We start from the raw sequence: 23,960 nt of genomic DNA, 5'->3' as shown, positions 1-23,960 counted from the left end.
TTCGCTTGAACTTGGTGCGCCAACAATCTATAACCCACCCTGGCTTCATGAGAGGTTTGAGGGGATGACGCCGGGCATATGGTTTGGTAATCTCTTCTTGAGTATGCCGAGGACTCTGGTTCCGGTTTTTCCGCACTGTTCACCATTCGGGCATGACCTGAAAGTAATATTTTTTTGAGGAGAGTGAGATGAGCGACAGCGCCAAACGTTCCAAGGCATATACCGCAGCTGGTGTGGATATCGAAGCTGGCAATCAATTCGTCAGTCGGATCAAGGATATGGTGAAGTCCACCTTCACGCCTGGTGTGGCGACTGATATTGGTGGCTTCGGAGGACTGTTCAAGCCTGATGTGGCTGGAATGGAGGCTCCCATGCTGGTGGCCGGGGCAGATGGTGTGGGGACCAAGCTCAAGTTGGCCTTCATGTTTGACCGGCATGACACTGTGGGGATTGATCTGGTTGCCATGTCCGTGAATGATGTTTTGGTGCAGGGTGCGGCTCCTCTTTTCTTTCTCGATTATTTTGCCACGGGAAAGCTCGAATCCGGTGTTGCCGAGCAGGTTGTCTCCGGTGTCTGTGAAGGGTGTCGCCAGTCTGATTGTGCCTTGTTGGGAGGAGAAACCGCAGAAATGCCAGGTTTTTATCCCGATGGAGAATATGATCTTTCCGGGTTTGCTGTGGGGATGGTCGATTCCCCCAAGCTTGTTTCGGGTAAAGATGTTTCTCCGGGCGATGTCCTTATCGGTCTTGCTTCAACTGGTGCGCATTCAAACGGCTGGTCGCTTATTCGCAAAATTCTGACGCAATCCGGTCTCAAGAATGATGATATTTTCCCCGGAACGGATGCGACCGTGGCTGATGTCCTTATCGAGCCCACGAAAATATACGTCAAACCGGTCCTTGAGCTTATGAAGACCCTGCCCATTAAAGGCATGGTTCATGTGACCGGAGGTGGTTTTTACGACAACGTTCCCCGTATCCTGCCCGAAGACACAGCCGCTTCAGTGGAGTTCGGCTCTTGGCCGATGCTGCCCATTTTTGACTGGCTCAAGAATGAAGGGGATCTCTCCTGGCCGGAAATGCTCCAGATCTTCAACTGCGGTATCGGGTATATTCTGATTTGCGATTGTGACTCCGCCGAATCCGCGCTGGAGATACTTGATGCTCGTGATGATGTGGACGCATATCGCATCGGTGAGATCGTCAAGCGCGAACCTGCGGCTGAGCAGGTGGAAATAGTTTTTCCCTAATTCCCCATTGTTTTTTTCTGTAAAGCTCCGTCTGTCTGGCAGGCGGAGCTTTTTTTGGGGGGAAGCCTGGGTTCAAGAGAATTTCTTGTCTTGAGCTATGATCCCGTTTCAGGTTTAATATCTTTGAGTGCGCGTCTTTGGTTTGAGGCGGGCAGAGTCTGTATACTTTGGAGGGAGAGATGAAAAGAATAACAAGAGGGTTAGCCATTGGAGCAGCCCTTCTTTGTCTTGTGTGGGGGATTTCGGTTTCGGCTGGGCCTGGTTTCGTCGGGGATAGAGTTCCGCGTATGACCGGAACAGAGTTGTTGTCACGCCTGGATTCAGATGAAGTCATTATCATTGATGTTCGCCGTGGAAAGGATTTTGACGGAAGTGAAAAAATGATCAGGAACAGTGTCAGAAAGCCGTATAATGATGTTGATGCATGGGCTACCTCTATGGATCGGGACAAGACGTTTGTTCTGTATTGCGCCTGACCCAATGAGTATACCAGTGCTCGGGTGGCACAGGCACTCATGAAAAAGGGATTCAGCAAGGTCTATGCTCTCAAGGGGGGATGGAACGATTGGTTGGACGCAGGATACCCCACTGATATGAAATGATCGGAAGGTCCGTGAAAGCGGTTTTCCGCCTGCTCCCCTTCGACTCTTTCAGGCCCATTGCATTCGCATGCTTTGGGTCTGTTTTTTTACTTGCTAAGTGGACTCTTCCTGAGTGGATCGGGTGATCCTTGCAAGGTTGGGACTCGGTTTACCGTATAACCGACAAAGAGCGGGCATGATCGTCTGTTCAGGAGCGGGGCCGTGGAGGATGTTCTGGAGCCTTCTCTCTCGCTTCAGTGAACCTTTTCCAAAGAGCGGTTGCGTGTGTAGCGGCAAGCGAAAGCTTCTCGTTCATTTTCAGAGACCTTTCAATGTATATTTTGTGAGCTTATCGGTAGGTGTTTGATTTTAACTGCTTCTGGCTTCTTGTGGCAGCGCGAGGAAAGGTGATGGTGAATCGAGAACCATGGGAGCGTGGGGAGGTGACATGAATGGTCCCACCGTAGTCGGTGACGATACCGTAAGAGATGGAGAGGCCTAGGCCGGTCCCTTGCCCGACTTCTTTTGTGGTAAAGAAAGGTTCGAAAAGACGAGGCAGAAGTTCTTTGGGTATGCCGGTTCCGGAATCGTGGATTTCGGCTATGACAGAACGACGGGTGGATCGGGTACGGATGACGATGAAGCGTTCGGGAGCAGAGCACTCGGCATTGGCGCAGCGTTCTTCAATGGCATCTCGGGCATTGATCAGCATGTTGATAAAGACCTGCTCCAGTCGGTTGGAATCGGCATGAATGATGGGTTGCTCTTCCTCAAGATACCATTCGACGGTGATATTATGGAGCTTGAGCTGTTGGCTGAAAAGGTCGAAAGCCCGGCGGACGACTCTGTTAAGTCGGACCTCTTCCGTCTCAAGGTTTGACTTGCGCCCGAACTCGCGCATGTGGTTGATTATCTTGGTAGCTCGGTTGACGTTGTTGGTAATCTTGTCTGCCATGTTCCCGGCGGTTTCAGCGTCAATGGGTTTGTTGTGCTTTAGTTTGCGCCGAAAAAGATTGGCAATCATCTGAAGGACAGCCAGGGGTTGATTCAATTCATGGGCAACACCTGTTGCCATTTCTCCAAGGGTCGCCATTTTGCTGGCCTGGATCAGTTGTTCTTCTGAGCTGATTCGTTCGGAGATATCGGTAATCACAGTCAGAAGGACATCTTGTGTCTGGAAACGGGTCCGCGAAAGAGTCACAGAGGCCCAGAATTCCTTTTTGTTCGCGTCAATGTGCTTGGTACGGCGCAGCGAAAGTGTTGTGGCAAACGCATCTTTGTGAGCGGCAATTTCGTCAGGAGAAATCAATTTTTCAAAAGGCTTTCTGATTAAATTCCCCTTAGTATAACCATACAGAGATATTGCAGTTTTATTGCAGTCAATAATGTGATGAGTGGCAGCGTCAATAGCGAGAACCGCGCTGGGGATGGTGTTGAAGATGGCATAGTATTTTTGTTCCGAAGCCCTGAGGTCTTCTTCGAGGCGTTTTCGTTGTGTGATGTCGAGGCTCATTTCCATGGCGGCCACGACTGTCCCCTTTTCGTCATAGATGGGAGCCGTGTTGACGATCCAGTGTGCTCGGGTTCCATCCTTGTAGGAGCCTATTTCTTCGGTTGTATGTGACAACCCGTCGGCAAAAGTGCGTTCGACAGGGCATTCGTCACATTTGCGATTCCTTCCTTTGTACGCTTCGTAACAATGATCACCCGGTTGGGCGTTAAATCGATCGGCAAACGCCTGGTTGAAACGAAGGAGTGTATAGTTCCGGTCCTGAACGGTAATCAGGCAGGGAACACCTTCGAAGAGCGATTGGTAGAGTGCTCGCTGCCGGGAGAGTTCCGCATGGTGAGTCTCGACATTGCGAGCCATGCGGTTGATGGTTTCGGCAAGAAGTCCGAACTGGTCATGCTGGTTGACGGTAACAACGGTGGTGTAGTCGCCATGCGCGATTCGACGGATGCCCCGGAGTATTCGCTGCATTGGACGGTGAATCATGTATTTGGTTGTCATGAGAAGAGTCAGCAGCATACCGGTGAGCGAGATCAGTGCGACCAAGAGGGGAAGCGTCTTTCGTATGGTGAAAACTTTTTTATTGCTCTCGACTGGAATGGTCAGTTCCAGCGAGCCAAGGAATGGGGCGTCATTTTGAGCGGTATGACAGAGGGGAGTGGAACATCCCTGTTCATTGGGAATTAGACTGACTCGACGTAGAAAACGCCCTGAATTTCCATTGGGTATGAGAGAATCCTGATGCTGGAGAGATTCCTGTCCCGGTTGAGAAATCTGATTTCGGGAAATGAAAAGTGTGAGTATGTCCTTGAAGTCAAGGAGAGTTGGGCTGCTGTCATTCCCGGAAAAGAGCAGAAGTCCCGAGGCATCGTGGATGGAGACTGAATGAATACACTCAAGATCGGCTATCTGGGTGAGAAATTCGGCTGTTGCCTTGTGAGGAATTTGGTTCATGGTAGACCGAAGACCGATTTGTATGACTTTGGTGAGATCTTCGGCACGCATGGCTGCCCTGCGTAAATTATCGTTTTTTTCTTTATCGGCATAGGCAAAGAAAACGCCTGTCATTGAGAGAGTGGTCAGAAACATGACCAGAATGACAAGTTTCATTGAGAGGGACTTTTGCAGCTTCCCAAAACAGTCGCTGAAGGCGGTGAACATGGTTTTCTCCGGTGGAGGAGCAGACCGACTGACGAGCCTCGGATGTCAGCCGGTCACGCTCTCCATACAGTTCTCACAGCCCGCTTGAGTCATTGGAATGCGGATGTGAAAATGTGTCCCTTTGCCCACGCTGGAGTCCACATCAATGGTCCCGTTGTGCCTGGCGATGACCTGATTTGATATGAACAGTCCTATACCGGTGCCGTTTGCGCCCTTGGAGGAAAAGAACAGGGTAAACATGTTTTCGCGGGTCTCGCGATCCATGCCTATGCCGTTGTCAGTGATTTCGAAGTGGACTGTTTTGGAATCTGCGGAAACGGTGAAGGTGACACAGTGTCGGGTGGTGGAGCGGTCGAAGACGCAGGCATCCATGGCATTCTCCAGGAAATTGACCAATGCGGATGAAAGGGCAGCGACGTCAGCTTCGAATGTGACTGTTGGCTGGGAAAAGCGACGGACAAACGAAATGTCATGGTCTGCGGCTTTGGGCGCGATCAGGTCCGCAAGATCCGTGGCATAGTCTCCCAGTGTCGTCCGGGACAATTCCAATTCGCGCGATTTGGCGTAATAGAGGATATCCATGACCATTTTTTTCATATGGCCTATGCGGTGTTTGACGACCTTCCATCCTTTGTCCACGCGATCCATGTCGTTTTTGCTGAGGCCGGATTCGACTCGATAGATGCCACCGTCTATGGCAGTCAGCAATCCTTTGACGCCGTGAGACATGGAGCCAAGCATCATGCCGAGGCTGGTTAATTGGTTCTGCAAGGCCCGGACTTTGGAAATATTGGTCGAGACTTCGAGGACGTGTTCGATTTCCCCATGCTCATTGCGAAGGGGCGCTGTCCAGACCAGGATATCGATCTGTGTGCCGTTTTTGGATGTCACCACTGTTTCCCGTTGATGGGGGAGACCGTCGGAAAAAGTCTTTTGCACGGGGCATCCGTCGCACACGTCGTTGAGATTCTTGTAAGCATGGTGGCAATTGGGACCGCGGTCAAAACCGAAGTCTTCACGAAAGCGGGCATTGGCTTCGACAATGCGCATATTTTGATCCTGGACTGTTATGTAGCACGGGACCTGATCAAAAAGGCGTTCGTATTTATGCTGGGTAGCGGTCAAAGCCGTTTGGAGGCGATTGACTTCGGAAACATCCACGGCCACCTCCAGGACCAAAGAGACTTTGCCATCATTCCCGGTAATGGGAGCGGTATAAACAACGGCTGGAATTTCCGCGCCATCGAGTCCCATGAGCGTGGCTGTGCTTCGTCCGCCGAGGCGGGTGGCGACAGCTTCATAAGCAGGACAACTGCCCTGACCTGTATGAGAGGTGTATATGGACCGGCTGGATTCGCCTGTTCTGTCGCCAAAGCGTTGTTCATACAAACCATTGGCTGTGATGACTTTGAGGTCCGAGGAGTGGATGGAAATGAAACAGGGAAGCTCATTGAAAACACCGGAGTCATCCACGTCATCGGAAATGATGGACATGGCACTGGATAATCCGTCCACAATCTGTTCGGCCGCGGTCTGACGTTCCAGTTCCACAACGCGCGCGGACTTTTCCTCGACAAGTCGTTCGAGATTTTCTGTATGTTCCTTGATCTGGCGGCGTAGAGAGAGCTTTTCCGTCACTTTGTTCAGGGCAATAGCCAGAATGTCGTCGTCAATAGGTTTGGTGATGAAGTCAGCGGCTTGAAATTTGAGGGATTCGATGGCGAGTTGCATGTCACCATGACCGGAGATCATGATCACTTCGATTTCGGGTGCTTCAGCCTTGATGGTGCGAAGGAGTTCGATGCCGTCCATGCCGGGCATCTTGATATCCGTCAGGATGATATCCGGCCTTTCCGTGGTCTGGACCGTTCGGAAAAGTTCGAGAGCAGCTTGACCATTTTTCGCCGTTTGAACGGTGTAGCCGAGGTCGTTGAGGAGCATGCCAAGCAGTTCGCGGATATCTTCCTCGTCATCAACGAGCAAGACCGAAAACGGGTGTGAGGCAGCATAGAGCGGAGCTTCAGTCATGGCAGAGCCTGGAGTGTGTTTTGAGAACCGCGCGCGGGAGGACGTCCCCCCCCGCGCGCAGACCCTATTCAGGCAGGAAACCTGCCCCTTCCCTGGGAAAAGTCATTAGCCGAGCTGAGTGGTTATGCAGGCCATCAGTGCATCGGTATCAATGGGCTTGGTGATGACGGGGACATCTTTGCCGACAGCCGGAGGACGCGGGCCGACGCCGCTGACGATCACGACCGGGATATCCCTGGTGGCTTCGTCCTTGCGCAGGGTCGCATAGAAGAGGACACCTCCCTTTTCAGGCATATCCATATCCAGGGTGATAAGGTCGGGTGATTCAGAGGTGAGCTTATCCAGCCCTTCGCCGCCGTTGAAGGCTGTGACCGTGGCAAAACCGGCGTCTTGAAGAAGGTCTTCCAGGAACTCCACGATAGCGGGATCATCATCGATAATCAGGATTTTCTTGGTCATATCAAACCTCGTATATTTGGAGCCTCGGCTGAGGGGTCAACTGAGCCTTGAGAACCGGGCCGTGACTCGATTTTCATGGAAAGGAGCTGGGATGAAGTTTGCCCTGGGACTTCCTCGTATCAGTTCTTTTTTGCGATGGTGTCCATACACCGTGAGGGGCCCGTGTCGCCAAGGCCAGCTCCATGCCTTGGGCCTTGCAAGCAAGGGGCGACACGGGCCGTCGCGGAGTCCTGGCAATAGCCAGAACAATTAAGGGCGTATTTTTATATCGTGGGCGATCCTGGAAGGACCGCCCACGTCAGTGATGCTATTTGGCGGCAGCTTTGGCTGCGGCTTTCTGATTGGCCAGAGCGTCCACTTTGGGGACTTCCAGGCCAATTTTTCCGAGGGTCTTGGTCATTTCGAGCATAATGCCCAGGCCACGCTTGGCGTCTTTGGATGCCATGCCGCCGACCATGCCCAGAGGCCCGGTGGGTTTGACCGTGGTCAGATCCAGTTCGGAGAAGGCATTGGCAGCGCCTTCGATCATCATGCGAACTTTGGGATCGCCCAGCTTTTCGAGCATTCCGACCAGGAAGACAAAAGAGTCTCCCATGTTGCGAATGTTTTCCACGCCATAGGTCTCAGCGACTTTGGCACGGATCTCGATCATGGCGCGGTAGGTGTCAAAGACGCCTTTCTGCTCCAGGGTATCCATGTACTCGATGAGCTGGGGCACGGAGTGCTGCAGCAGCGGAGCAATGGTCTTCCACAGGTCGATGATGTCTTCCATCTTGTCGAGCATGTAGGTCATGTTTTTCATGCTGACCATCATCTTCTTGATGAACTCGGTGAGATCTTCAAGCTGGAAGCCATGCTCGATGCTTCCGAATTCGCTCATGAGAACCTTGAAACCGTCATGCATGATCGGCGTCAGGTCATTCTTGAGTTCTTCGGTCGCTTTCGCCCGTTCCGTCAGGAAGGCGATATTTTCCTCGATCTTGTCGAGGCGTTCCATTATTGCTTCATTACTCATGATAGTGCCTCCGCCTGGTTATTTTCCGGCCACGTGGCGCATCTTACCAGCCATGAACATCTGGGATTCCAGCGGCAGCTCGTGACCTTTCAGCATCAGGTTGAAATAGGCCCACTTGAACATCATCTTGCCCCAGTAGTTCTGGTGGTTCTCACCGAGCAGGGCAAAGGGTCCGAGACCGGGGAATGGGTATTTACCCGGCAGCGGCTCGACATCGTAGTTGAAGTCGATGAGGTAGGCTTTTTCGTAACCGGAAACGATGAAACAGGTGGAGTGACCGTCGAATTCGGGACGGGCTTCTTCGCCGTCCATCTCACGAAGCATGTTGTCCACGACGATGTCGGCTTCGTAGTGAGCGACGGAACCGGCTTTGGATGTCGGGCAGTTGGTTGCGTCACCGATGATGTACATGTTTTCGAACTGGGAGGACTTCAGGGTGTGCTTGTCTGTTGCCATGTATCCCATGGGATCAGTGATCTCGGAGTCCATCAGGCACTGGGCGCCGAAGTTCGGCGGAATGGCGACGAGCAGGTCGTAGGGTACTTCTTCTCCCATGACGTCCTCGATGACTTTCTTGCCGACATTGACGTTGTCGATGGTGAAGTTCGGGATGACGTTGATATTCTTTTCTTCACAAACGCGGCCCAGAATCTCGGCGGCCACAGGCTTGGTGAAGGCTCCGGTCAGCGGGGTGACCAGGTCGATCTCGATGTTTTCGCGCACACCGTTGACGGTAAAGAACCAGTCGGCCAGGTAGACAAATTCCAAAGGTGCCACAGGGCACTTGATGGGCATTTCGGCAATGTTCAGAACAATGCGGCCTTCTTTCATGTACTTCCATTTCTTGAACAGGGCCATGGCTCCGTCAGGGGTATAGAAGTCATGGATATCGCCGCGCCAATCATCGAGCATACCGTCGATTTCGTCGGGCATGATGCGACAGCCAGTTGCCACGACAATCCAGTCGTAATCGTACTTGCCGCCCTGGCAGGTGACGAGCTTCTTCTCGGGATCGACATTGACGATGGTGTCCTGGACAAAATCGACGCCGTGCAGGAAATCGGCCTTGGGTTTTTCGCAGTCTTCCAGGCTGTAGATACCGAAGGGAACGAACAGCCAACCTGCCTGGTAGTGATGCTTCCAGTCACGGTCGATGACAGTGATTTTCCATTCCTTCGGATCCAGTTTCTCGCGCATCTTGGTCGCGACCATGGTTCCGCCGGCGCCAGCGCCGAGAATAACCAGTTTTTTCATGCTAGGACTCCTTAAAAGTTATTAAAGATACATTTTCCAACCCCCTGTCTCCGCAGAGGGATAATGACCAGTGCTGAGTGGGTGGAGATTAGATCTCGACCCCGGATTGCTTGATGGCGACCATACCGCCGTCAACATTGACGACATCCTCTATTCCGGCAGCCTTGAGGCACACCTGAGCCTCGTATGAGCGAGCACCGCTGTTGCAGATGAGGATGACTTTTTTATCTCTTGGAACCTCGGCTACACGGCGGGCTATCTCACCCTGCGGAATGGTGTTCCAGTGCAGCGGGTGCCGCTCCAGGAAGGGTTCCGCATTGCCGAATTCGCGGCAGTCCAGAAAAAAATATTCGTTGGATTCTCGGTTTTGCCAAAGAGTGTCGAATTCGAGAGGGTCGATGCCCTCGTTGGAACCGGACAGGATGTTCTCGGCCACGTTGCCTGCGGTATTCAGGATGTCCATGGCTGAAGCGAATGGAGGCGAATATGCGACTTCAAGATTGGCTATATCTTCCACTGTGGGGTGTGAAGCGAGCAGGGCGGAAACAGCGCTGATGCGTCCGGCAAGGGCGTCGCCTGACTGCCCGAGTCCCTGGATGCCGACGACGCGGCGGGTTTGGGCATCAAAAACCAGTTCCAGAGTCATCAGACTCGCTTCGGGCATGAAATGGGCCCGGTCAAACTGAACAACCATGGCAGACATGGGGGTGAACCCGCATTCTTTTGCGCCTTCCATGGAAAGCCCCGCGCCAGCGACGGTCATATCACCCATCGGGATAGAGTAAGCACAGACAGGCGCGTGGAAGGGCTGTGACGTGCCCGCCAAAGATGCTGCCAGGGTGCGGGACTGCCTTGGTTCCGTCGATTTGACAGAGGCTCCGGGAATAGGTTTGGCGCAGGCCGGGCTGATAAAAGAGGCACAGCCGCCACAGGCATAGATGGAATCGGCTGCCTTGAGGTTATCGTCCACCAGAATATGGCCGGTTGTGTCGAGGTCGAGCCCCGCGTCCTTAACCATACAGGTGACAGGAATATTGGATGTCGCATTGATGATTCGTGCGGCTTCAATGGTTCTTTTGTCGGTCAACACACGGTTTGCCCGGTTCGTTCCTTCTATTGCCTTGAGGGTTTCCCCGGTGTGTATGATGACACCTTTTTGGGTCAGATGATGCAGGACCATGGCGGTCATGGCGTCGCCCAAAGGCTTGCAGGCTTGCGGAATGGATGATGGAATGACTTCTATGGTGCCGACCGCATCATCCAATAATCGCGCAATGGCGAGAAGCAGATTCAGGCCATCCCCAATAACCACGTTGGTTCCTTCGGCAGCTGTCAGCCGTGTCGCATCGTTATAGTCTCCCACTCGACGAATCCCGCTGAGAAAACTGCCAGGGACATCAAGGGGAGCCGGGGCGGAACCTGTGGCGAAAATGAGTGTGTCATATTCCAGATGAGATTCCTCGCCAGTGAAGTTGTCTCGGACCATGACGGTTTTGTCTTCAGGGGCTATGGCACAGGCGCGAAGGTTCTCGGGAAAGTCGATTCCGTTCCCCATGAAGCTATCGAGCGTCACGCACGAAAATTCTGCCAGGGGATTGCACTCCGGGTAGAGGACGGTTGCCGTAGCGTCCGGTGTGGTGCGTTTGTAGGAAAGCACTGCGTCAAGCGCGGGCTGGTCCGCTCCTATGAGGATAATCTTGTGGGACATGGAGTTTCCTGTGCAATCGTATGGACGATCTATTGGGAATCACTGCATGTGTGGGTGCAGCAATTGGTTGGAACATCCGGAGAGGGAGCTCTGCCGATGTGACGGGCGTGGAGGGTGCAGCGAGGGGATGCGCACCCTCCACGATTTCCGTCATAAAACCCGATCCCCTGCTTTCGGGGCATGAGAAGTGTCTCGCTGAGGGGCTGGAGAAGACTCTCAAGGGAACCGGTATGGTTGGAGAGGGTGAAAACGGAGAGTCCGCTTTCGACCCTTTGGTGGGCTTTGTGGTCCAGACTGCCGGTCACAGGCTGGAGAAGCTTGGAGCTTGCCATTGGCTACCGCCATGTTGTTTCGGAGCAGTGCGCTCCAGTTCCGCGACGAACTCGGAGGTTCAGCCCTCCGTTCTTCCTATTCAGACTAATTTTGTCTAAATTGAATTAATCTGGATTAACTCAATTCGTATTAAATCAATTCGGATTAGGCGACTCTGGATTAACCCCAAAACAAGGAACGTGTCAAGGAGCCTTTCAAAAAAATATCAATTGGTATATTGGGAGCTTATTAGAAAAGAGAATTGAAGATACAAGAAAGATATGACGCAGTTGTGAGGGCTGCAGCTTCTTTTTAAAACCATAAATAATAAGAAAAAGTCTGTAATTACGATAATTCCATACTTGGCAAGTATGAAATTATCGACTTTCAGGAGAGGGAGGAAAATGTGTGGGGTTTAATCTAGAAGTATACTGTCGTTAGGGTGGGTCATCAGGTCTGCAAGGGAGATGGAGTCTAATTCCTGTTCCAAAACTTCGGATGCCCGTTGCCAGACCTGTCTTGTGCGGCAGGTGGGAGAGCGTTCACAGGCGGTCTCATCTGAAACACAGTCAGTGAGGGTTATTCCTCCCTCCATGATTCGGACGATCTCTCCGACGGTGATTGTTTTGGGATCTTTGTCGAGAATGTGTCCGCCTGTCGCTCCACGTTTTGATTTGATAAGCCCGGCTTTTTTCAGGGGCCGGATAATCTGTTCTATGAATTGGACCGTGATGCCGGTAGATTCGGAAAGGACAGTTGTCCGAAGCGGTGTGTCGTCATTATGCAATGCCAGATCAAGCAGTAATCTGGTTGCATAGCGTGACCGTGCAGATAGTTTCATGATTCTTTGCGCTTAGTTATTGAAGTGGGTTAATTCCCCTTTCGCCCGTCCCTCAATGCATATTGGTTACCTGACTAAATCAATCAGGTAGATACGTCAAGGGGGTATGCTTGTGAACATCCTTTCCCAATGTTACAGACCGGCTTTCGTGACTTGACCGCAGCCCGCTGATGTTTTATCGGTCAATGAGTCGAGAGTGAAGACACTGGTTGCAGGGGCGCGGTCCCTTCCCGAGACACCGCGCAATCTGCATCTTTTTTTTATATTTTTTTACAAATGAGGTATGAAAACATGGATCGTATTCCCATCTCCACGCAAGGGTATGAAAAGATCAAGCAGGAGCTTGAGGACCTCAAAGCGCAGCGTCCGGCAATCATCCAGGCAATCAAGGAAGCTCGCGAAGAAGGGGATCTGAGTGAGAACGCCGGGTATGATGCCGCTCGAGAGCGGCAGGGCATGCTTGAAGCTCGCATTTCCTATATCAATTCGCGGATGCCTTTGTTTGATGTCCTTGATCTCGATACCTTGAACGGTGACCGGGCCATCTTTGGTGCCACAGTCGAAGTCGAAGATATTGATACGGAGGAGAAGCGTCGCTTCCTGCTGCTCGGGCCGGATGATGCCAATCATAAGAATGGCTCGATATCGGTCATGTCCCCCATGGGAATGGCTCTTCTGGGTAAGGAAGAGGGAGAAGAGGTGATTGTCGAGGCTCCTCGCGGGCGTATTGAATATGAGATTCTCTCTGTTGAATTCCTGGGTTCCAAAGGGTTGAAGCTCGATTAATTTCACTTTTTTTCAGAGAAGAAACCATGTACAAAGACCTCGCGGAACATTTCGTGAGGTCTTTTTTTATGCATATGGAACCAATTCAAATTGCAGGGGTGTTTGACACCCGCACTTCGGCAAAGGGGTATTGTGCTCGGTGCGATACGGTCCATAGCACGGTTGTGGGCTATGGAGCGAAATATGCCGGGGAGTTGTTTCGCAGGCTTGAAAAGGAAAAGCGCATTGATTTTTCCGTGCCGGAGAGCGATGCCGATCCTCGCCTGGCGACGGAGACCCTTTATGGTGAGGCGCGTGGCCAGATGTTTGGTGTGCTCGTGTGCCGGGATGCGGACGGGCAGTATGGTTTGCTCAAGGCTTTTTCAGGGCAGTACAATGGTATCTGGAATGTTGAGGGCTGGGTGCCTCCGTTGATTGATGTCTCCAGATTGGCTGCCATGAGTTCCGGGGTGGAGCGATTTATCAAACGGCTCGGCGCGATGATCGAGGCGTTGCCCGCCGGTTCACCGGAAAGAAAGGCTCTCATTGATAAACGTAAAAGCGTATCTCAGGCTTTAATGAAAGATATACATATGCTCTATTCCATTCCGAGCTTTGGCGGCAGAGACCTGCCCTTGTCAGAGGTTGTTGTCGGGGAAGGGGGAATCCCCACTGGCATGGGTGATTGTTGTGCTCCGAAGCTTCTCGGCCACGCCGCCCGTCATTCTCTCAAGCCTCTTGGGTTGGCCGAATTTTATGTGGGCAGGGAAAATCGTTCGAAAAGCCGGATGCACGGCGGCATGTATTCAGCCTGTTCTGAAAAATGCCAGCGGATTCTCGGGCATATGCTCTGCGGGACGAGTGAAACATGACTGTTGTCCCTGAAGGCCTGAATATTCATCACGAAGATCCGTTATTTATTGTTGTCGAAAAACCGAGTGGTCTGCTCTCCGTTCCTGGAAAAGGGGAGGCCAATCAGGACTGCGTGGTCAATCGACTCAAACAGCTGTATCCCGATTGTATTGATCAGCCTTCCGTCCATCGGCTTGATCAGGATACGTCGGGGCTGATCGTCATGGCTCGGACTGAAGCTGTGCACAGGATACTGTCAGGGCAGTTCATGGACCGCCTGGTAGGGAAGCGTTATATAGCTCTTCTCGAAGGCCTTGTCGAAGAACAGGCCGGTCTTATCGAATTGGCTTTCCGCCTGGATCCGGACAATCGCCCATATCAGGTTTATGACCCCGAGAAGGGCAAGCTTGGAACAACCCGGTGGCGCATGCTTGGTGTGGAGAATGGAATGACTCGTGTGGAATTTATGCCCTTGACCGGTCGTACCCATCAGCTCAGGCTCCACGCTGCCCATAAGAAGGGGCTTGGTGTCCCCATCGTAGGAGATCGTCTCTACGGGACCGGCACAGCGCCAGGACAGCTGAAATTACATGCTTCAATTCTCCGTTTTCGGCATCCGAAAACACGACAACCCATGGAATTTGTCTCGCCACCTCCTTTTTAGACGGATTTGTGCTTCATCAGAGCAAAGAGTTCTTCTCTTAGTGATCCTTTTTTAGCGAAAGTGGCATTTCGTCAAGGAAGACTCTGCCTCATGAGAGTGTCAATCGTGGATATCAGGGGGTATTTTCCCTTTTTTGGAGAGATGTGTTCCCATTTATGTTATTATTTAACTTATTTATTTCAACAAGTTAAGGAAATAAAAGTTTTTTTTTGCAAAATTGTTATGCCAAACCATGAAAAAAGGGGGTGGAAACTACAATTTCGTATGATTATCATGCTTCAAAAGGATGTCTGAATCTATAACATGCCTTTATGATTACTTAATTATCATTTGGCACATAACTTGGTTATAGCTTCGGCTAGATAATAAAGGGTCAGGCGCCCTTTGGCCCGGATTGAGCCGGAAAATCCATTTTTACTTGCCTGAAGGAGTATTTACATGAGCGGATACCAGACTCGTCAGACCGCCATTGCTGCGGTGACCAACTACCAACCGACTGTTAAACCACTGAATTTTGCAGAGACATCCCCGACGGACGTCTTTGGTTCCAATGTCTTCAGTGACAAGGTCATGAAGGCAATGCTGCCCAAAGAGATATATAAATCTCTGATGGCCACCAAACAGGCTGGCGAAGAAATGGACCCGACCATCGCCGGTCCCATTGCCGCCGCCATGAAAGAGTGGGCCATCGCAAAAGGTGCAACCCACTACACTCACGTTTTCTATCCTCTGACTGGGCTGACTGCTGAAAAGCATGATGGTTTCCTGTCCCCTGACGGCCAAGGTGGTGCTATTGCAGAATTTGACGGTAAGCTGCTCATCCAGGGCGAACCTGATGCTTCCAGCTTCCCGTCCGGCGGTTTGCGCGCGACTTTCGAGGCTCGTGGATATACTGCCTGGGATTTGACCAATCCGGCTTACATTCTGGAAAATCCCAATGGTACCTTCCTGTGCATTCCCACTGCCTTCATTTCCTGGAAGGGACATGCGCTGGACAAAAAGACTCCGCTGCTGCGCGCAAATCAGGCTATTAATAAAGCCGGACGCCGCTTCCTGTCTCTCTTTGGCAACGATGATGGAAACATGGTTGTTTCCAACGCCGGTCCCGAGCAGGAGTATTTTCTGCTTGACCGTAATTTCTACTTTGCCCGCCCTGACCTGATGGTCTGCGGACGGACTCTGTTTGGCGCCAAACCTGCCAAGGGGCAGGAATTGGATGACCACTACTTTGGTGCCATCCCGCGTCGCGTTCTGTCTTTCATGCTGGAAGTCGAACGGGAACTCTACAAACTCGGCGTGCCTGTCAAAACCCGTCATAACGAGGTTGCTCCTGGCCAGTTCGAAATCGCACCGCTCTATGAGCAATCCAACCTGGCCACTGATCACAATCAGATGATCATGACCACTCTGAAGTCCGTTGCCAAACGTCATGGCATGGCGTGTCTGTTGCATGAAAAACCGTTCGCCGGTATCAATGGTTCCGGGAAGCACCTGAACTATTCCCTGTCCACTCCGACTCAGGGTTCTTTGTACTCTCCGGGCGATACTCCGGCTGAGAACATGCAGTTCCTGGCTATCACCGCCGCCACTATCCGCGCTGTGGAAAAATACAGCAAGTTGCTTCGTTCCGTTGTTGCCAGCGCTGGTAACGATCACCGTCTGGGTGCCAATGAAGCTCCTCCTGCCATTATTTCCATCTTCCTGGGTGGAGAATTGGCAGAGATCTTCAACCAGATCGAGTTGGGTGATCTCAAAGGAACCGAAGCCAAAGGCATGCTCCGTGTCGGTGTCGATACACTGCCTCCGTTGCCAATGGATTCCGGTGACCGTAACCGTACTTCACCGTTCGCCTTCACCGGCAACCGTTTCGAGTTCCGTGCTGTCGGTTCTGATCAGTCCATCGCCGGTGCTCAGGTAGCCCTGAATACCATGATGGCCGAATCTCTCGATTTCGTTGCCGATGAGATTGAAAAAATCACCAAGGGTGATGCTTCCAAACTCAGCGCTGCGTGTCAGAAGGTTATCCAGGGTATCATGAAGAAGCACGGACATGTTGTCTTCAATGGCGATGGATATGCTGATGCATGGCAGAAAGAAGCTGCCAAGCGCGGTCTGCCCAACCTGAAGACCACCCCGGATGCGCTGCCCGCCATGATCGAAAAGGACGTCATCGAACTCTTCGAGAAATACAGCGTCCTGTCTGCTGACGAGCTGCACTCCCGTTGTGAAATCTACCATGAGCAGTACAATCAGCATATTCAGACCGAATCCCAGTTGGTCGTCAAGATTGCCAAGACCATCATCCTGCCCGCAGCCATGCGTTACCAGGGCGAGTTGGCTGGCACTGCCGCCAATTTGAAGGCCGCCGGTGTCAAAGCTGAAACTCCTGCCTTGTCCGCCATCACTGATCTGGTCGGCAAGTTGGATAAGTCCATCGTTGCTCTTGAGAAGCTGATGATCAAGGAAGACTTCAAGTCCATAGAGGAAGAAGCTCAATACAAGACCAGCAAGATTCTGCCAGCCATGCTGGATGTTCGCGCTGTAGCCGATACCCTCGAAGGCGAAGTGGCCGATGATCTGTGGCCGCTTCCCAGCTATCAGGAAATCCTTTTCATCAAGTAGCCTTGGTGAGGAAAATATAAATGAAAAAGGCCTGCACAATGTGTGGGCCTTTTTCTTATCCGGACTTGGGGAGCGGCTAGAACTGTATGAAATCCCGAGGTGGGAATGTCCTTCTCTTTATCACCGATCGCTGTGCGACCCAGTGGTGCAAGCTTTTTTTGAAGCAGTGGAGATTGGTGTGACTCCATGAATATGATCAGTCTTCATGGAATGATTCCAGTTAACAAACAACCCATTGGTTGGATTGTGCGCTTGTGAAGAGAGCCTCAAGAGTGTGCATGTTTGCCCAGGCATCGGTGAGGGGAGTCGGGACAGGGGTGTCGTCGAGTATCGATTTGGCAAAAAGGTCTCCCTGGAGGGTGTACTGGTCTGAAACACCAAACGTTATGGTGCGAAGCTTGTCTTCTTCGTCTTCCAACATGTCGCGCTGGAGAATTATCTGCGTGGGAGCATTGGGCGGGGCATTGAACGGGATGAGTATTTCAATGCGACCAGACGTTCCGAGAATGTTTACACGCTGGTACGCGGTGAGTTGGGTGGCGCAGGTAAAAGTGGAAATTCTGCCTGAAAAATCCAGCATGCCGGAGAAGAGACGGTCGGTTCCGAATTTGGCATCGGTGTTCATGAAGCCGCAAACCCTTTTGGGTTCGGCATCAAAAAGAAAGCGGGAAAGTGAAATGTTGTAGCACCCTATGTCCATGAGGCCACCACCGCCGATGTCAGCCTTGTTGCGAATGTTTTCCGGGTCGGTGTTGAAATAGGAGAAAAACGATTGGAGAGTAATGAATTCGCCAATCTCTCCAGCCTTGATCAGTCGTTTGGCTTCGACCCATTGGGGATGGTGGCGATACATGAAGGCTTCCATCACTTTGAGATTGGGATAGCGGCTGGTTGCGTCGATGAGTTGGTTGACCTCGTTGGTGTCCAGGCCGATGGGTTTTTCACAGAGGACATGCTTACCGGCTTTCATGGCCTCGATGGTCCATGGAATATGCAGGTGGTTGGGGAGCGGAATATAAACGGCGTCGATCTCAGGGTCAGCGAGGAGTGCTTCATACGTTTCATGAATTTGAGGAATATGGAGTTCCGATGCGGCCTTTTGGGCATTTTCAATAGATCGGGAAGCAATGGCGGTTACTTCTGTATAACGACCGGACTGCATGGCTGGGATGACCTTGGTGAGCGCGATTTTGGCAGTGCTGAGAATGCCGAGGCGAATTTTTTTCATATGGATATCCTTGTGATTTTCAGACGAACCTACAATAAGTGAGCAACTCCTGGCAATGGTCAGCGAAAAGTTGCGTTGGAAGCGAATTATGCGCGTGTTTGAAAAGGAGAGACCGTGTCAGTCCTTGACGTTTCGGGTCTCTGGCAAGTATTATATTAATACGGATTTGTTGAAAAAGATTCAGATTGGACGATTAGAAAAAGTCGAACCCGGGAGGGATGATGGACGAGTTCGCAGGAGTCACCGTGAATAAATCGGCAAATATCTATTTTGACGGAAATGTCAGTAGTCGGAAGATTACTTTTGCCGATGGTTCGGTGAAAACATTGGGAGTCATGTTGCCCGGAGAATATGAATTCGGCACGGAAAAAGCCGAGATCATGGATATCACCACTGGAGAACTGTCGGTTCTGCTTCCCGAGAGTCACGAGTGGGAGACCTTCAAAGCAGGCGAAAGCTTTAACGTGCCTGCTGATTCTTCTTTTCAAATCAAGGTGGCCGAGGTCACCGATTACTGCTGCTCATACGTAGATTAGGAGGCAAGATGTCCGAAGAAGGTCAGAGAATTGAGTTCGGAGATAAGGGGCCGTATCTTTTTCAGGTGTTGGCTGAACCGCCACAGGCCATGCTGCTTGAGGATCATGACGTCTGCCTGCTTGAGTTCGGGCAACTGTATCTTCCGGTCAGCCTTGATGTGTGTACCTCCATGGCTGAAGGTCTCGCCAATATGAGCCAGGCTGCCATGGGACCGGAGAAAGAAGGCATGATCCCGGTCGAGTTCGATTTGAACGAGACAACTGAATTGCCCTTGATCACTTGGGCTGCGGCTGAAAGTTATCAACATGAAGAAACCATTTACATGGATGTTCGTTTCGGTGAAACCGACGCACGTCTTTGTTTCTCCATCCTCGCAGCGGCGACTGTCGGACAAATTCTGTCACAGGTCCCTGCGGAATAACCCGTCCTTTTGCACCGCTCTCGATGCAACTCGGGAGCGGTTTTACATTTTTGTCCTCTCTTTAGGGCGTGAATGAATCCTTTCATTTTAAGCCTGTTATAGAATTCTCTGAGAGTGATTAGTCCTTGTTTTCAGCCCCGGTTCTTGACAGAAACCCGGCCGTATGATTGTGTTGCGGGTGGGTGTCGCAAACGTTTGCGGTCTTGTCTGCACCCATTGGGCGAGGCTTACGGGGTCGAAATATCGAGGCCGTTCGGGGTGTACGGTTTGTACGGTTTGTATCGCAGGGGAAACATGAAATTTGACGAACAGCCGCATAGGCGTTTGAATCAACTGACCGGAGAATGGGTTCTTGTGTCACCCCATCGGACCAAACGGCCGTGGCAGGGTCAGCAGGAAAAGCCGGACAGAGGAACTTTGCCTGCACACGATCCGACGTGTTACCTGTGCCCCGGTAATGAGCGCGCCAGGGGAAGCGTTAATCCAGAATATCGTGATGTCTTTGTTTTTACGAATGATTTTGCAGCTTTATATCCTGATGATTCCCCTGCTGGGGCATCGTTTTTTGAGCCGGATGGATTGCTGGTGGCTGAGCCGGAGCCAGGTGTCTGTCGTGTAATCTGTTATTCCCCGCGCCATGATCTCAATATGGCCCGCCTTGGTGTTGAAGCAGTATCCGAGGTCGTGGATGTTTGGTGTCGGGAATACAAAGTCTTGGGGAATCGTCCTGAGATCGGTTATGTTCAGATATTCGAGAATCGGGGAGCGGTCATGGGGTGCTCGAATCCGCACCCTCATGGGCAGATATGGGCGACCGGGAGTGTGCCCATGTATCCTGCCATGGAAGAGGAACGCCAAAAGATTCATCTTGAAGACACAGGAGAGTGTCTTCTGTGTCGTTATCTTCGGCAGGAACAGGCACGTGGCGAACGGATCGTCTTCGAGAATGAATCCTTTGCTGTCATTGTTCCTTTTTGGGCAGTGTGGCCTTTTGAGACCATGGTCCTGCCCAAAGTCCATATGGCATTCATTGCCCAGATGAACGAAGCCCAGCGCAAGGATCTTGCAGACGCTCTGGTCCGTATCGGCATCCGGTATGACAATCTTTTTCAGACCTCATTTCCCTATTCCATGGGAATACACCAGCAGCCGGTGGATGGGAAAGACCATCCCCACTGGCATTTTCATCTGCATTTTTATCCGCCGCTACTTCGTTCCCAATCTGTAAAAAAATTCATGGTCGGGTTTGAAATGATGGCCATGCCCCAGCGAGATCTGACAGCTGAATCAGCTGCATTGCGCCTTCGTGAACTGTCAGAGGTTCATTACCGTGATTCTCTGGAGAATGATTAATGGCGACAGTCCAAGAGTACAAGGCGGCCCTGTGCCGTGGCGATTTGGATGATGTCTTGTTGGCCTTGTATGGGGAAGATGCCCTGCTTCAGCAACATGAACGGTGGCAGCATCTGTTGACCCGGATGATGCCGTGGTCGAAGGAGCGCGCCGTCTGTCTGGTCAGTGTTCCGGGCAGGACCGAATTGGGTGGAAACCATACAGACCATAATCATGGTGTTGTACTTGCCGCTGCGGTCAGTTTTGACTGTTTGGCGGTTGCTCTCCCTTCGGACGGGAATAGGGTCCGTATCAAGTCCGAAGGCTTTTCCGAAACCATTGAAGTTGATCTTGGCGACCTCTCCTTTCATCCTTCCGAAGTGGGAGACCCGACAGCCTTGGTCCGGGGCGTGGCTGACGGCTTTGTCCGGGCTGGGCTTGCCGTCGGAGGATTTGACGCGTGTGTCACTGGCAATATCCCCATGGGAACCGGGTTGAGTTCTTCTGCTGCCTTTGAAGTCTGTGTGGGGAGGATTTTCAATCAGCTTTATAACGCCGGTTCAGTGGATGATGTCACGCTTGCCCGTATCGGACGTAGGGCGGAAAATGTTCATTTTGACAAACCATGTGGGCTTATGGACCAACTGTCCTGCGCAGTTGAAGGTGTCCTCAGTATCGATTTTCTCGATCAGGAAAAGCCGGTTGTTACTGATGTCGCGTGTGATTTTCAGCGGACAGCCTATCAGTTGGCTGTCGTTGATACCGGGGGGAGTCATGCGGACCTGACCCCGGAGTATGCCGCAATTCCTCGTGAAATGACACAGGCCGCCCGTGCGCTCGGACAGGAATATGCACGGGGTTTAACCATGGGGCAGATCATGAGTGCCGCGGCGGATATCCGCTGTATGGCCGGGGATCGTGCAATCCTGCGTCTGATTCATTTCGTCGAGGAAAATGAGCGTGCCATAAGTCAGGCTGAAGTCTTGCGACAGGCTGATATGGAAACTTTTCTCGAGCTTGTCAGGGATTCGGGGGACTCTTCCTGGCGGCTGTTGCAGAACTGTAGCAGCACCATCAAGCCCGATGAGCAGGGGGTGCCCCTTGCCCTCACCCTGACGGAACGCTTTCTTGGGGGTGAGGGCGCTTGCCGCATCCAAGGAGGTGGCTTTGCCGGGAGTATTCAAACCTATGTTCCCCTCCATGTCTTTGCAGCATATACCGAGTTCATGGAATCGGTCTTTGGCCCCGGTTCCGTGGTGCCGCTTCGTATTCGCAAGCCCGGACATTCCGTGATCCGGTGTCCAAAGGGGCGAGAGTAAGCCGTGGCGCAATATACCATCAAAGATCTTGCCCGTTATGTCGGAGTTTCTCCCTCCACTGTCTCTCGGGCATTACGGGATCATCCGGATATCAGCGAAAGCATGAAAAAGCGGGTGGAAGAAGCTGCCAGAAAATTCAATTATCAGCCCAATCAGCTGGCTCAGTCCCTCCAGAAAAAAAGGAGCAGTACCATCGGTGTCATTGTTCCTGAAATCCGCCACCATTTTTTTTCCACAGCCATCAGCGGGATTGAAGAAGTCGCCTATGAGCACGGCTATACCATCATGGTCTGTCAGAGTAATGAAACCTTGGCTCGGGAAAGGATCAATACTCAGGCGTTGATTTCCAATCGAGTGGCAGGACTGCTGATCGCCATTTCATCCGAGACAACTTGTTATGACCATCTGGCTGATGTGCTCAGACAGGGAGTTCCTCTCGTCCAGTTCGATCGCGTGGTCGAGGAGTTGCCAACCGGGAAAGTGGTCGTTGATGACTACAAGGCAGCCTACGAGGCCGTGGCTCATCTGGCCTCCTCGGGATACCGTCGTATCGGTCATATGGCGGGGCAGGATGGCATTAGCCTGAATGGCTTGCGCTATAAGGGCTATCGAGACGCCCTACATGCCTATGGATTGGAGTATGTCCCGGCGTATCACCTGCACGGTGGATACAGGGAGGAAGACGGTCGGCAAGGGGCAAAACAGTACCTTGCCATGGAACGTCCGCCCGAAGCCATTTTGGCCATCAACGACCCTGTAGCCGTGGGCCTGTTTTCCGAATTCAGGCGGGCTGGGCTGTGCATACCCGAAGATGTTGCCCTTGTTGGATTTTCCGATACTCCGGTTGCTGCTCTTCTTGAACCCGCCCTGACCACGGTGTATCAGCCCGCTTTCTGCATGGGAAAGACAGCCGCGCAACTTTTAATGAGGCAATTTGACGAAGAAAATGGTACCTTCCTGCCCGAAACCGTGGTTCTTGAGACTAAGCTCTTGATTCGAGGTTCATCCATAGCAAGGGAGAGAAGACAATGATCACCAGAAATTCATGGGGTTCCATGCCGGACGGCAGGACTGTTGACCTGTTCACCTTGACTAACGCGCAGGGGATGACAGCATCCATAACTTCCTATGGAGCCATTCTGGTCGGCCTGACAGCCCCGGACCGAAATGGGACCATGGCTGACGTGGTCCTCGGGTACGATACTGTTGATGAATATATCAACGGCCGAGGGTATTTTGGCGCTGTGGTCGGTCGTGTTGCCAATCGAGTCAGTCACGGACAATTTGAGCTTGATGGTGTTCTCCATAAATTGCCGCGGAACAAGGAAAAATTTCAAATGCACGGTGGTGCAACCGGTTTTCATTCTCGTCTGTGGGAAGCGGAAGCCGAAAAAACCATGGAAGGTCCGGCCGTGACTTTGCGTTACAGAAGCGCAGATGGTGAAGAGGGGTATCCCGGCAATCTTGATGCTGAAGTCGTCTATCTCATGACGGGAGCGGGGCTGCGCATGACGTGCCGTGCCAGGACGGATAAACCGACAGTTGTTACCATGACAAATCACGCTTACTTCAATTTGAGTGGTGATCCGGGAAGTGATATTCTTGACCATGTTCTGACGCTGAACGCCAGCCGTTATCTGCCGACGGACAATGATCAGATTCCTACCGGTGCAGTGCATGACGTGGCTGGCACCCCTTTTGATTTTTCCCGGCCAAAGGCCATCGGGCTGCATATTGATGCAGATCATGAGGCCATTGGTATCGGGCAGGGATATGATCATTATTTCATTCTTGATGGGGATATTGGAGAGATGACTCCGGCGGCACAAATTTTTCACGGCGGGAGCGGGCGTGTGCTGGAAGTCTGCACAACCCAGCCCGGACTGCAATTTTATTCAGGTAATCATATGGCTGACCGTATCAATGGAAAGCTGGGGGTCATGTACGGCTATAGATCCGGTTTCTGCATTGAGACTCAGGCCTATGTCGATGCGCCCAACAGGCCGGAATTCCCGGCTATCACACTGCGCCCTGGTGAGCGGTATGAACAGATAACAGAGTACCGTCTCTCTGGAAAATGAGAGCGGGAGTAACGAGATCA

General features: G+C 51.9%; 21 protein-coding genes. 13 read left to right on the top strand and 8 right to left on the bottom strand.

All coding sequences use genetic code 11. The features are described 5' to 3' along the window. Positions 1 to 188 precede the first annotated feature (188 nt). Positions 189 to 1,250 (top strand): phosphoribosylformylglycinamidine cyclo-ligase, encoded by a 1,062-nt coding sequence (gene purM / locus BN4_RS07855; RefSeq protein WP_015414849.1) that lies wholly within the window; start codon positions 189 to 191, stop codon positions 1,248 to 1,250. Between the two features lie 179 nt (positions 1,251 to 1,429). Further along, on the top strand, positions 1,430 to 1,852 hold the full coding sequence (locus tag BN4_RS07850; RefSeq protein WP_407635865.1) for a rhodanese-related (seleno)protein: 423 nt from the start codon (positions 1,430 to 1,432) through the stop codon (positions 1,850 to 1,852). A gap of 328 nt (positions 1,853 to 2,180) precedes the next feature. Here the strand turns inward: BN4_RS07850 and BN4_RS07845 are convergent, their stop codons facing one another. The 6 genes from BN4_RS07845 to BN4_RS07820 all read right to left on the bottom strand — a co-directional run bounded on the left by BN4_RS07845 (position 2,181) and on the right by BN4_RS07820 (position 10,966). Further along, positions 2,181 to 4,502, bottom strand: coding sequence for a PAS domain S-box protein (locus tag BN4_RS07845; RefSeq protein WP_015414846.1), 2,322 nt, complete (start codon positions 4,500 to 4,502; stop codon positions 2,181 to 2,183). Between the two features lie 45 nt (positions 4,503 to 4,547). After that, positions 4,548 to 6,530 carry a hybrid sensor histidine kinase/response regulator gene (locus tag BN4_RS07840; RefSeq protein ID WP_015414845.1) on the bottom strand — a complete coding sequence of 661 codons (1,983 nt, stop codon included), beginning with the start codon at positions 6,528 to 6,530 and terminating at the stop codon, positions 4,548 to 4,550. 105 nt (positions 6,531 to 6,635) lie between these two features. Beyond that, entirely contained in the window at positions 6,636 to 6,989 is a 354-nt protein-coding gene (locus BN4_RS07835) for a response regulator (RefSeq protein WP_015414844.1), read from the bottom strand. Positions 6,990 to 7,296: 307 nt separating this feature from the next. Beyond that, positions 7,297 to 8,004, bottom strand: a complete 708-nt coding sequence (locus BN4_RS07830) for a DUF1641 domain-containing protein (RefSeq protein ID WP_015414843.1) — start codon at positions 8,002 to 8,004, stop codon at positions 7,297 to 7,299. 18 nt (positions 8,005 to 8,022) lie between these two features. Then, positions 8,023 to 9,258 carry a type III sulfide quinone reductase, selenoprotein subtype gene (sqr, locus tag BN4_RS07825; RefSeq protein ID WP_015414842.1) on the bottom strand — a complete coding sequence of 412 codons (1,236 nt, stop codon included), beginning with the start codon at positions 9,256 to 9,258 and terminating at the stop codon, positions 8,023 to 8,025. A gap of 88 nt (positions 9,259 to 9,346) precedes the next feature. Beyond that, entirely contained in the window at positions 9,347 to 10,966 is a 1,620-nt protein-coding gene (locus BN4_RS07820) for an FAD-dependent oxidoreductase (RefSeq protein WP_015414841.1), read from the bottom strand. Between the two features lie 20 nt (positions 10,967 to 10,986). On the opposite strand from BN4_RS07820, the gene BN4_RS07815 reads away from it, so the two are divergent. Further along, positions 10,987 to 11,397 carry a hypothetical protein gene (locus tag BN4_RS07815; RefSeq protein WP_041720214.1) on the top strand — a complete coding sequence of 137 codons (411 nt, stop codon included), beginning with the start codon at positions 10,987 to 10,989 and terminating at the stop codon, positions 11,395 to 11,397. Between the two features lie 296 nt (positions 11,398 to 11,693). On the opposite strand, the gene BN4_RS07810 is transcribed toward BN4_RS07815, so the two are convergent. Then, the gene (locus tag BN4_RS07810) at positions 11,694 to 12,119 is read right to left on the bottom strand and encodes an RrF2 family transcriptional regulator (protein WP_015414839.1); all 426 of its coding nucleotides are present in this window, start codon (positions 12,117 to 12,119) and stop codon (positions 11,694 to 11,696) included. 291 nt (positions 12,120 to 12,410) lie between these two features. Here BN4_RS07810 and greA point away from each other — a divergent pair, with 291 nt between their 5' ends. From greA to BN4_RS07785, 4 genes are all read left to right on the top strand, one after another. Further along, positions 12,411 to 12,905, top strand: coding sequence for a transcription elongation factor GreA (gene greA, locus BN4_RS07805; protein ID WP_015414838.1), 495 nt, complete (start codon positions 12,411 to 12,413; stop codon positions 12,903 to 12,905). Positions 12,906 to 12,973: 68 nt separating this feature from the next. Next, complete coding sequence (locus tag BN4_RS07800) at positions 12,974 to 13,756, top strand: hypothetical protein (protein ID WP_041720824.1); 783 nt, start codon at positions 12,974 to 12,976, stop codon at positions 13,754 to 13,756. Then, positions 13,753 to 14,400 carry an RluA family pseudouridine synthase gene (locus tag BN4_RS07795; RefSeq protein ID WP_015414836.1) on the top strand — a complete coding sequence of 216 codons (648 nt, stop codon included), beginning with the start codon at positions 13,753 to 13,755 and terminating at the stop codon, positions 14,398 to 14,400. Before BN4_RS07800 ends, BN4_RS07795 begins: the two co-directional genes overlap by 4 nt. Positions 14,401 to 14,838: 438 nt before the next feature. Then, positions 14,839 to 17,022 carry a glutamine synthetase III family protein gene (locus BN4_RS07785; RefSeq protein WP_015414835.1) on the top strand — a complete coding sequence of 728 codons (2,184 nt, stop codon included), beginning with the start codon at positions 14,839 to 14,841 and terminating at the stop codon, positions 17,020 to 17,022. 220 nt (positions 17,023 to 17,242) lie between these two features. On the opposite strand, the gene BN4_RS07780 is transcribed toward BN4_RS07785, so the two are convergent. Continuing rightward, the gene (locus tag BN4_RS07780; protein ID WP_015414834.1) at positions 17,243 to 18,250 is read right to left on the bottom strand and encodes a Gfo/Idh/MocA family protein; all 1,008 of its coding nucleotides are present in this window, start codon (positions 18,248 to 18,250) and stop codon (positions 17,243 to 17,245) included. A gap of 221 nt (positions 18,251 to 18,471) precedes the next feature. Here BN4_RS07780 and ppnP point away from each other — a divergent pair, with 221 nt between their 5' ends. From ppnP to BN4_RS07750, 6 genes are all read left to right on the top strand, one after another. Beyond that, positions 18,472 to 18,786, top strand: a complete 315-nt coding sequence (ppnP, locus tag BN4_RS07775; RefSeq protein WP_015414832.1) for a pyrimidine/purine nucleoside phosphorylase — start codon at positions 18,472 to 18,474, stop codon at positions 18,784 to 18,786. An 8-nt stretch (positions 18,787 to 18,794) separates the two neighbouring features. Continuing rightward, entirely contained in the window at positions 18,795 to 19,208 is a 414-nt protein-coding gene (locus tag BN4_RS07770) for a hypothetical protein (RefSeq protein WP_015414831.1), read from the top strand. Between the two features lie 294 nt (positions 19,209 to 19,502). Then, entirely contained in the window at positions 19,503 to 20,561 is a 1,059-nt protein-coding gene (locus BN4_RS07765; RefSeq protein ID WP_015414830.1) for a UDP-glucose--hexose-1-phosphate uridylyltransferase, read from the top strand. Continuing rightward, positions 20,561 to 21,859, top strand: a complete 1,299-nt coding sequence (locus BN4_RS07760) for a galactokinase (RefSeq protein ID WP_015414829.1) — start codon at positions 20,561 to 20,563, stop codon at positions 21,857 to 21,859. The genes BN4_RS07765 and BN4_RS07760 overlap by 1 nt, the downstream gene beginning before the upstream one ends. A gap of 3 nt (positions 21,860 to 21,862) precedes the next feature. Then, on the top strand, positions 21,863 to 22,891 hold the full coding sequence (locus tag BN4_RS07755) for a LacI family DNA-binding transcriptional regulator (RefSeq protein ID WP_015414828.1): 1,029 nt from the start codon (positions 21,863 to 21,865) through the stop codon (positions 22,889 to 22,891). Next, entirely contained in the window at positions 22,888 to 23,940 is a 1,053-nt protein-coding gene (locus tag BN4_RS07750) for an aldose epimerase family protein (RefSeq protein WP_015414827.1), read from the top strand. Before BN4_RS07755 ends, BN4_RS07750 begins: the two co-directional genes overlap by 4 nt. The last annotated feature ends 20 nt before the right edge of the window (positions 23,941 to 23,960 follow it).

The organism is Pseudodesulfovibrio piezophilus C1TLV30 (assembly GCF_000341895.1).
GTDB classification, from domain to species: domain Bacteria; phylum Desulfobacterota; class Desulfovibrionia; order Desulfovibrionales; family Desulfovibrionaceae; genus Pseudodesulfovibrio; species Pseudodesulfovibrio piezophilus.
The sequence above is the reverse complement of the archived record's forward strand: the minus strand, read 5'-3'. Positions and strand labels throughout refer to the sequence as shown.

Coding starts and splice junctions, on each gene's coding strand:
- ppnP (WP_015414832.1), top strand. CDS start 18,472: ATGGACGAGTTCGCAGGAGTCACCGTGAATAAATCGGCAAATATCTAT.
- BN4_RS07815 (WP_041720214.1), top strand. CDS start 10,987: ATGGACGATCTATTGGGAATCACTGCATGTGTGGGTGCAGCAATTGGT.
- BN4_RS07750 (WP_015414827.1), top strand. CDS start 22,888: ATGATCACCAGAAATTCATGGGGTTCCATGCCGGACGGCAGGACTGTT.
- BN4_RS07835 (WP_015414844.1), bottom strand. CDS start 6,989: ATGACCAAGAAAATCCTGATTATCGATGATGATCCCGCTATCGTGGAG.
- BN4_RS07765 (WP_015414830.1), top strand. CDS start 19,503: ATGAAATTTGACGAACAGCCGCATAGGCGTTTGAATCAACTGACCGGA.
- BN4_RS07785 (WP_015414835.1), top strand. CDS start 14,839: ATGAGCGGATACCAGACTCGTCAGACCGCCATTGCTGCGGTGACCAAC.
- BN4_RS07795 (WP_015414836.1), top strand. CDS start 13,753: ATGACTGTTGTCCCTGAAGGCCTGAATATTCATCACGAAGATCCGTTA.
- BN4_RS07800 (WP_041720824.1), top strand. CDS start 12,974: ATGCATATGGAACCAATTCAAATTGCAGGGGTGTTTGACACCCGCACT.
- BN4_RS07770 (WP_015414831.1), top strand. CDS start 18,795: ATGTCCGAAGAAGGTCAGAGAATTGAGTTCGGAGATAAGGGGCCGTAT.
- BN4_RS07810 (WP_015414839.1), bottom strand. CDS start 12,119: ATGAAACTATCTGCACGGTCACGCTATGCAACCAGATTACTGCTTGAT.
- BN4_RS07830 (WP_015414843.1), bottom strand. CDS start 8,004: ATGAGTAATGAAGCAATAATGGAACGCCTCGACAAGATCGAGGAAAAT.
- sqr (WP_015414842.1), bottom strand. CDS start 9,258: ATGAAAAAACTGGTTATTCTCGGCGCTGGCGCCGGCGGAACCATGGTC.
- BN4_RS07845 (WP_015414846.1), bottom strand. CDS start 4,502: ATGTTCACCGCCTTCAGCGACTGTTTTGGGAAGCTGCAAAAGTCCCTC.
- BN4_RS07840 (WP_015414845.1), bottom strand. CDS start 6,530: ATGACTGAAGCTCCGCTCTATGCTGCCTCACACCCGTTTTCGGTCTTG.
- BN4_RS07820 (WP_015414841.1), bottom strand. CDS start 10,966: ATGTCCCACAAGATTATCCTCATAGGAGCGGACCAGCCCGCGCTTGAC.
- BN4_RS07760 (WP_015414829.1), top strand. CDS start 20,561: ATGGCGACAGTCCAAGAGTACAAGGCGGCCCTGTGCCGTGGCGATTTG.
- greA (WP_015414838.1), top strand. CDS start 12,411: ATGGATCGTATTCCCATCTCCACGCAAGGGTATGAAAAGATCAAGCAG.
- purM (WP_015414849.1), top strand. CDS start 189: ATGAGCGACAGCGCCAAACGTTCCAAGGCATATACCGCAGCTGGTGTG.
- BN4_RS07780 (WP_015414834.1), bottom strand. CDS start 18,250: ATGAAAAAAATTCGCCTCGGCATTCTCAGCACTGCCAAAATCGCGCTC.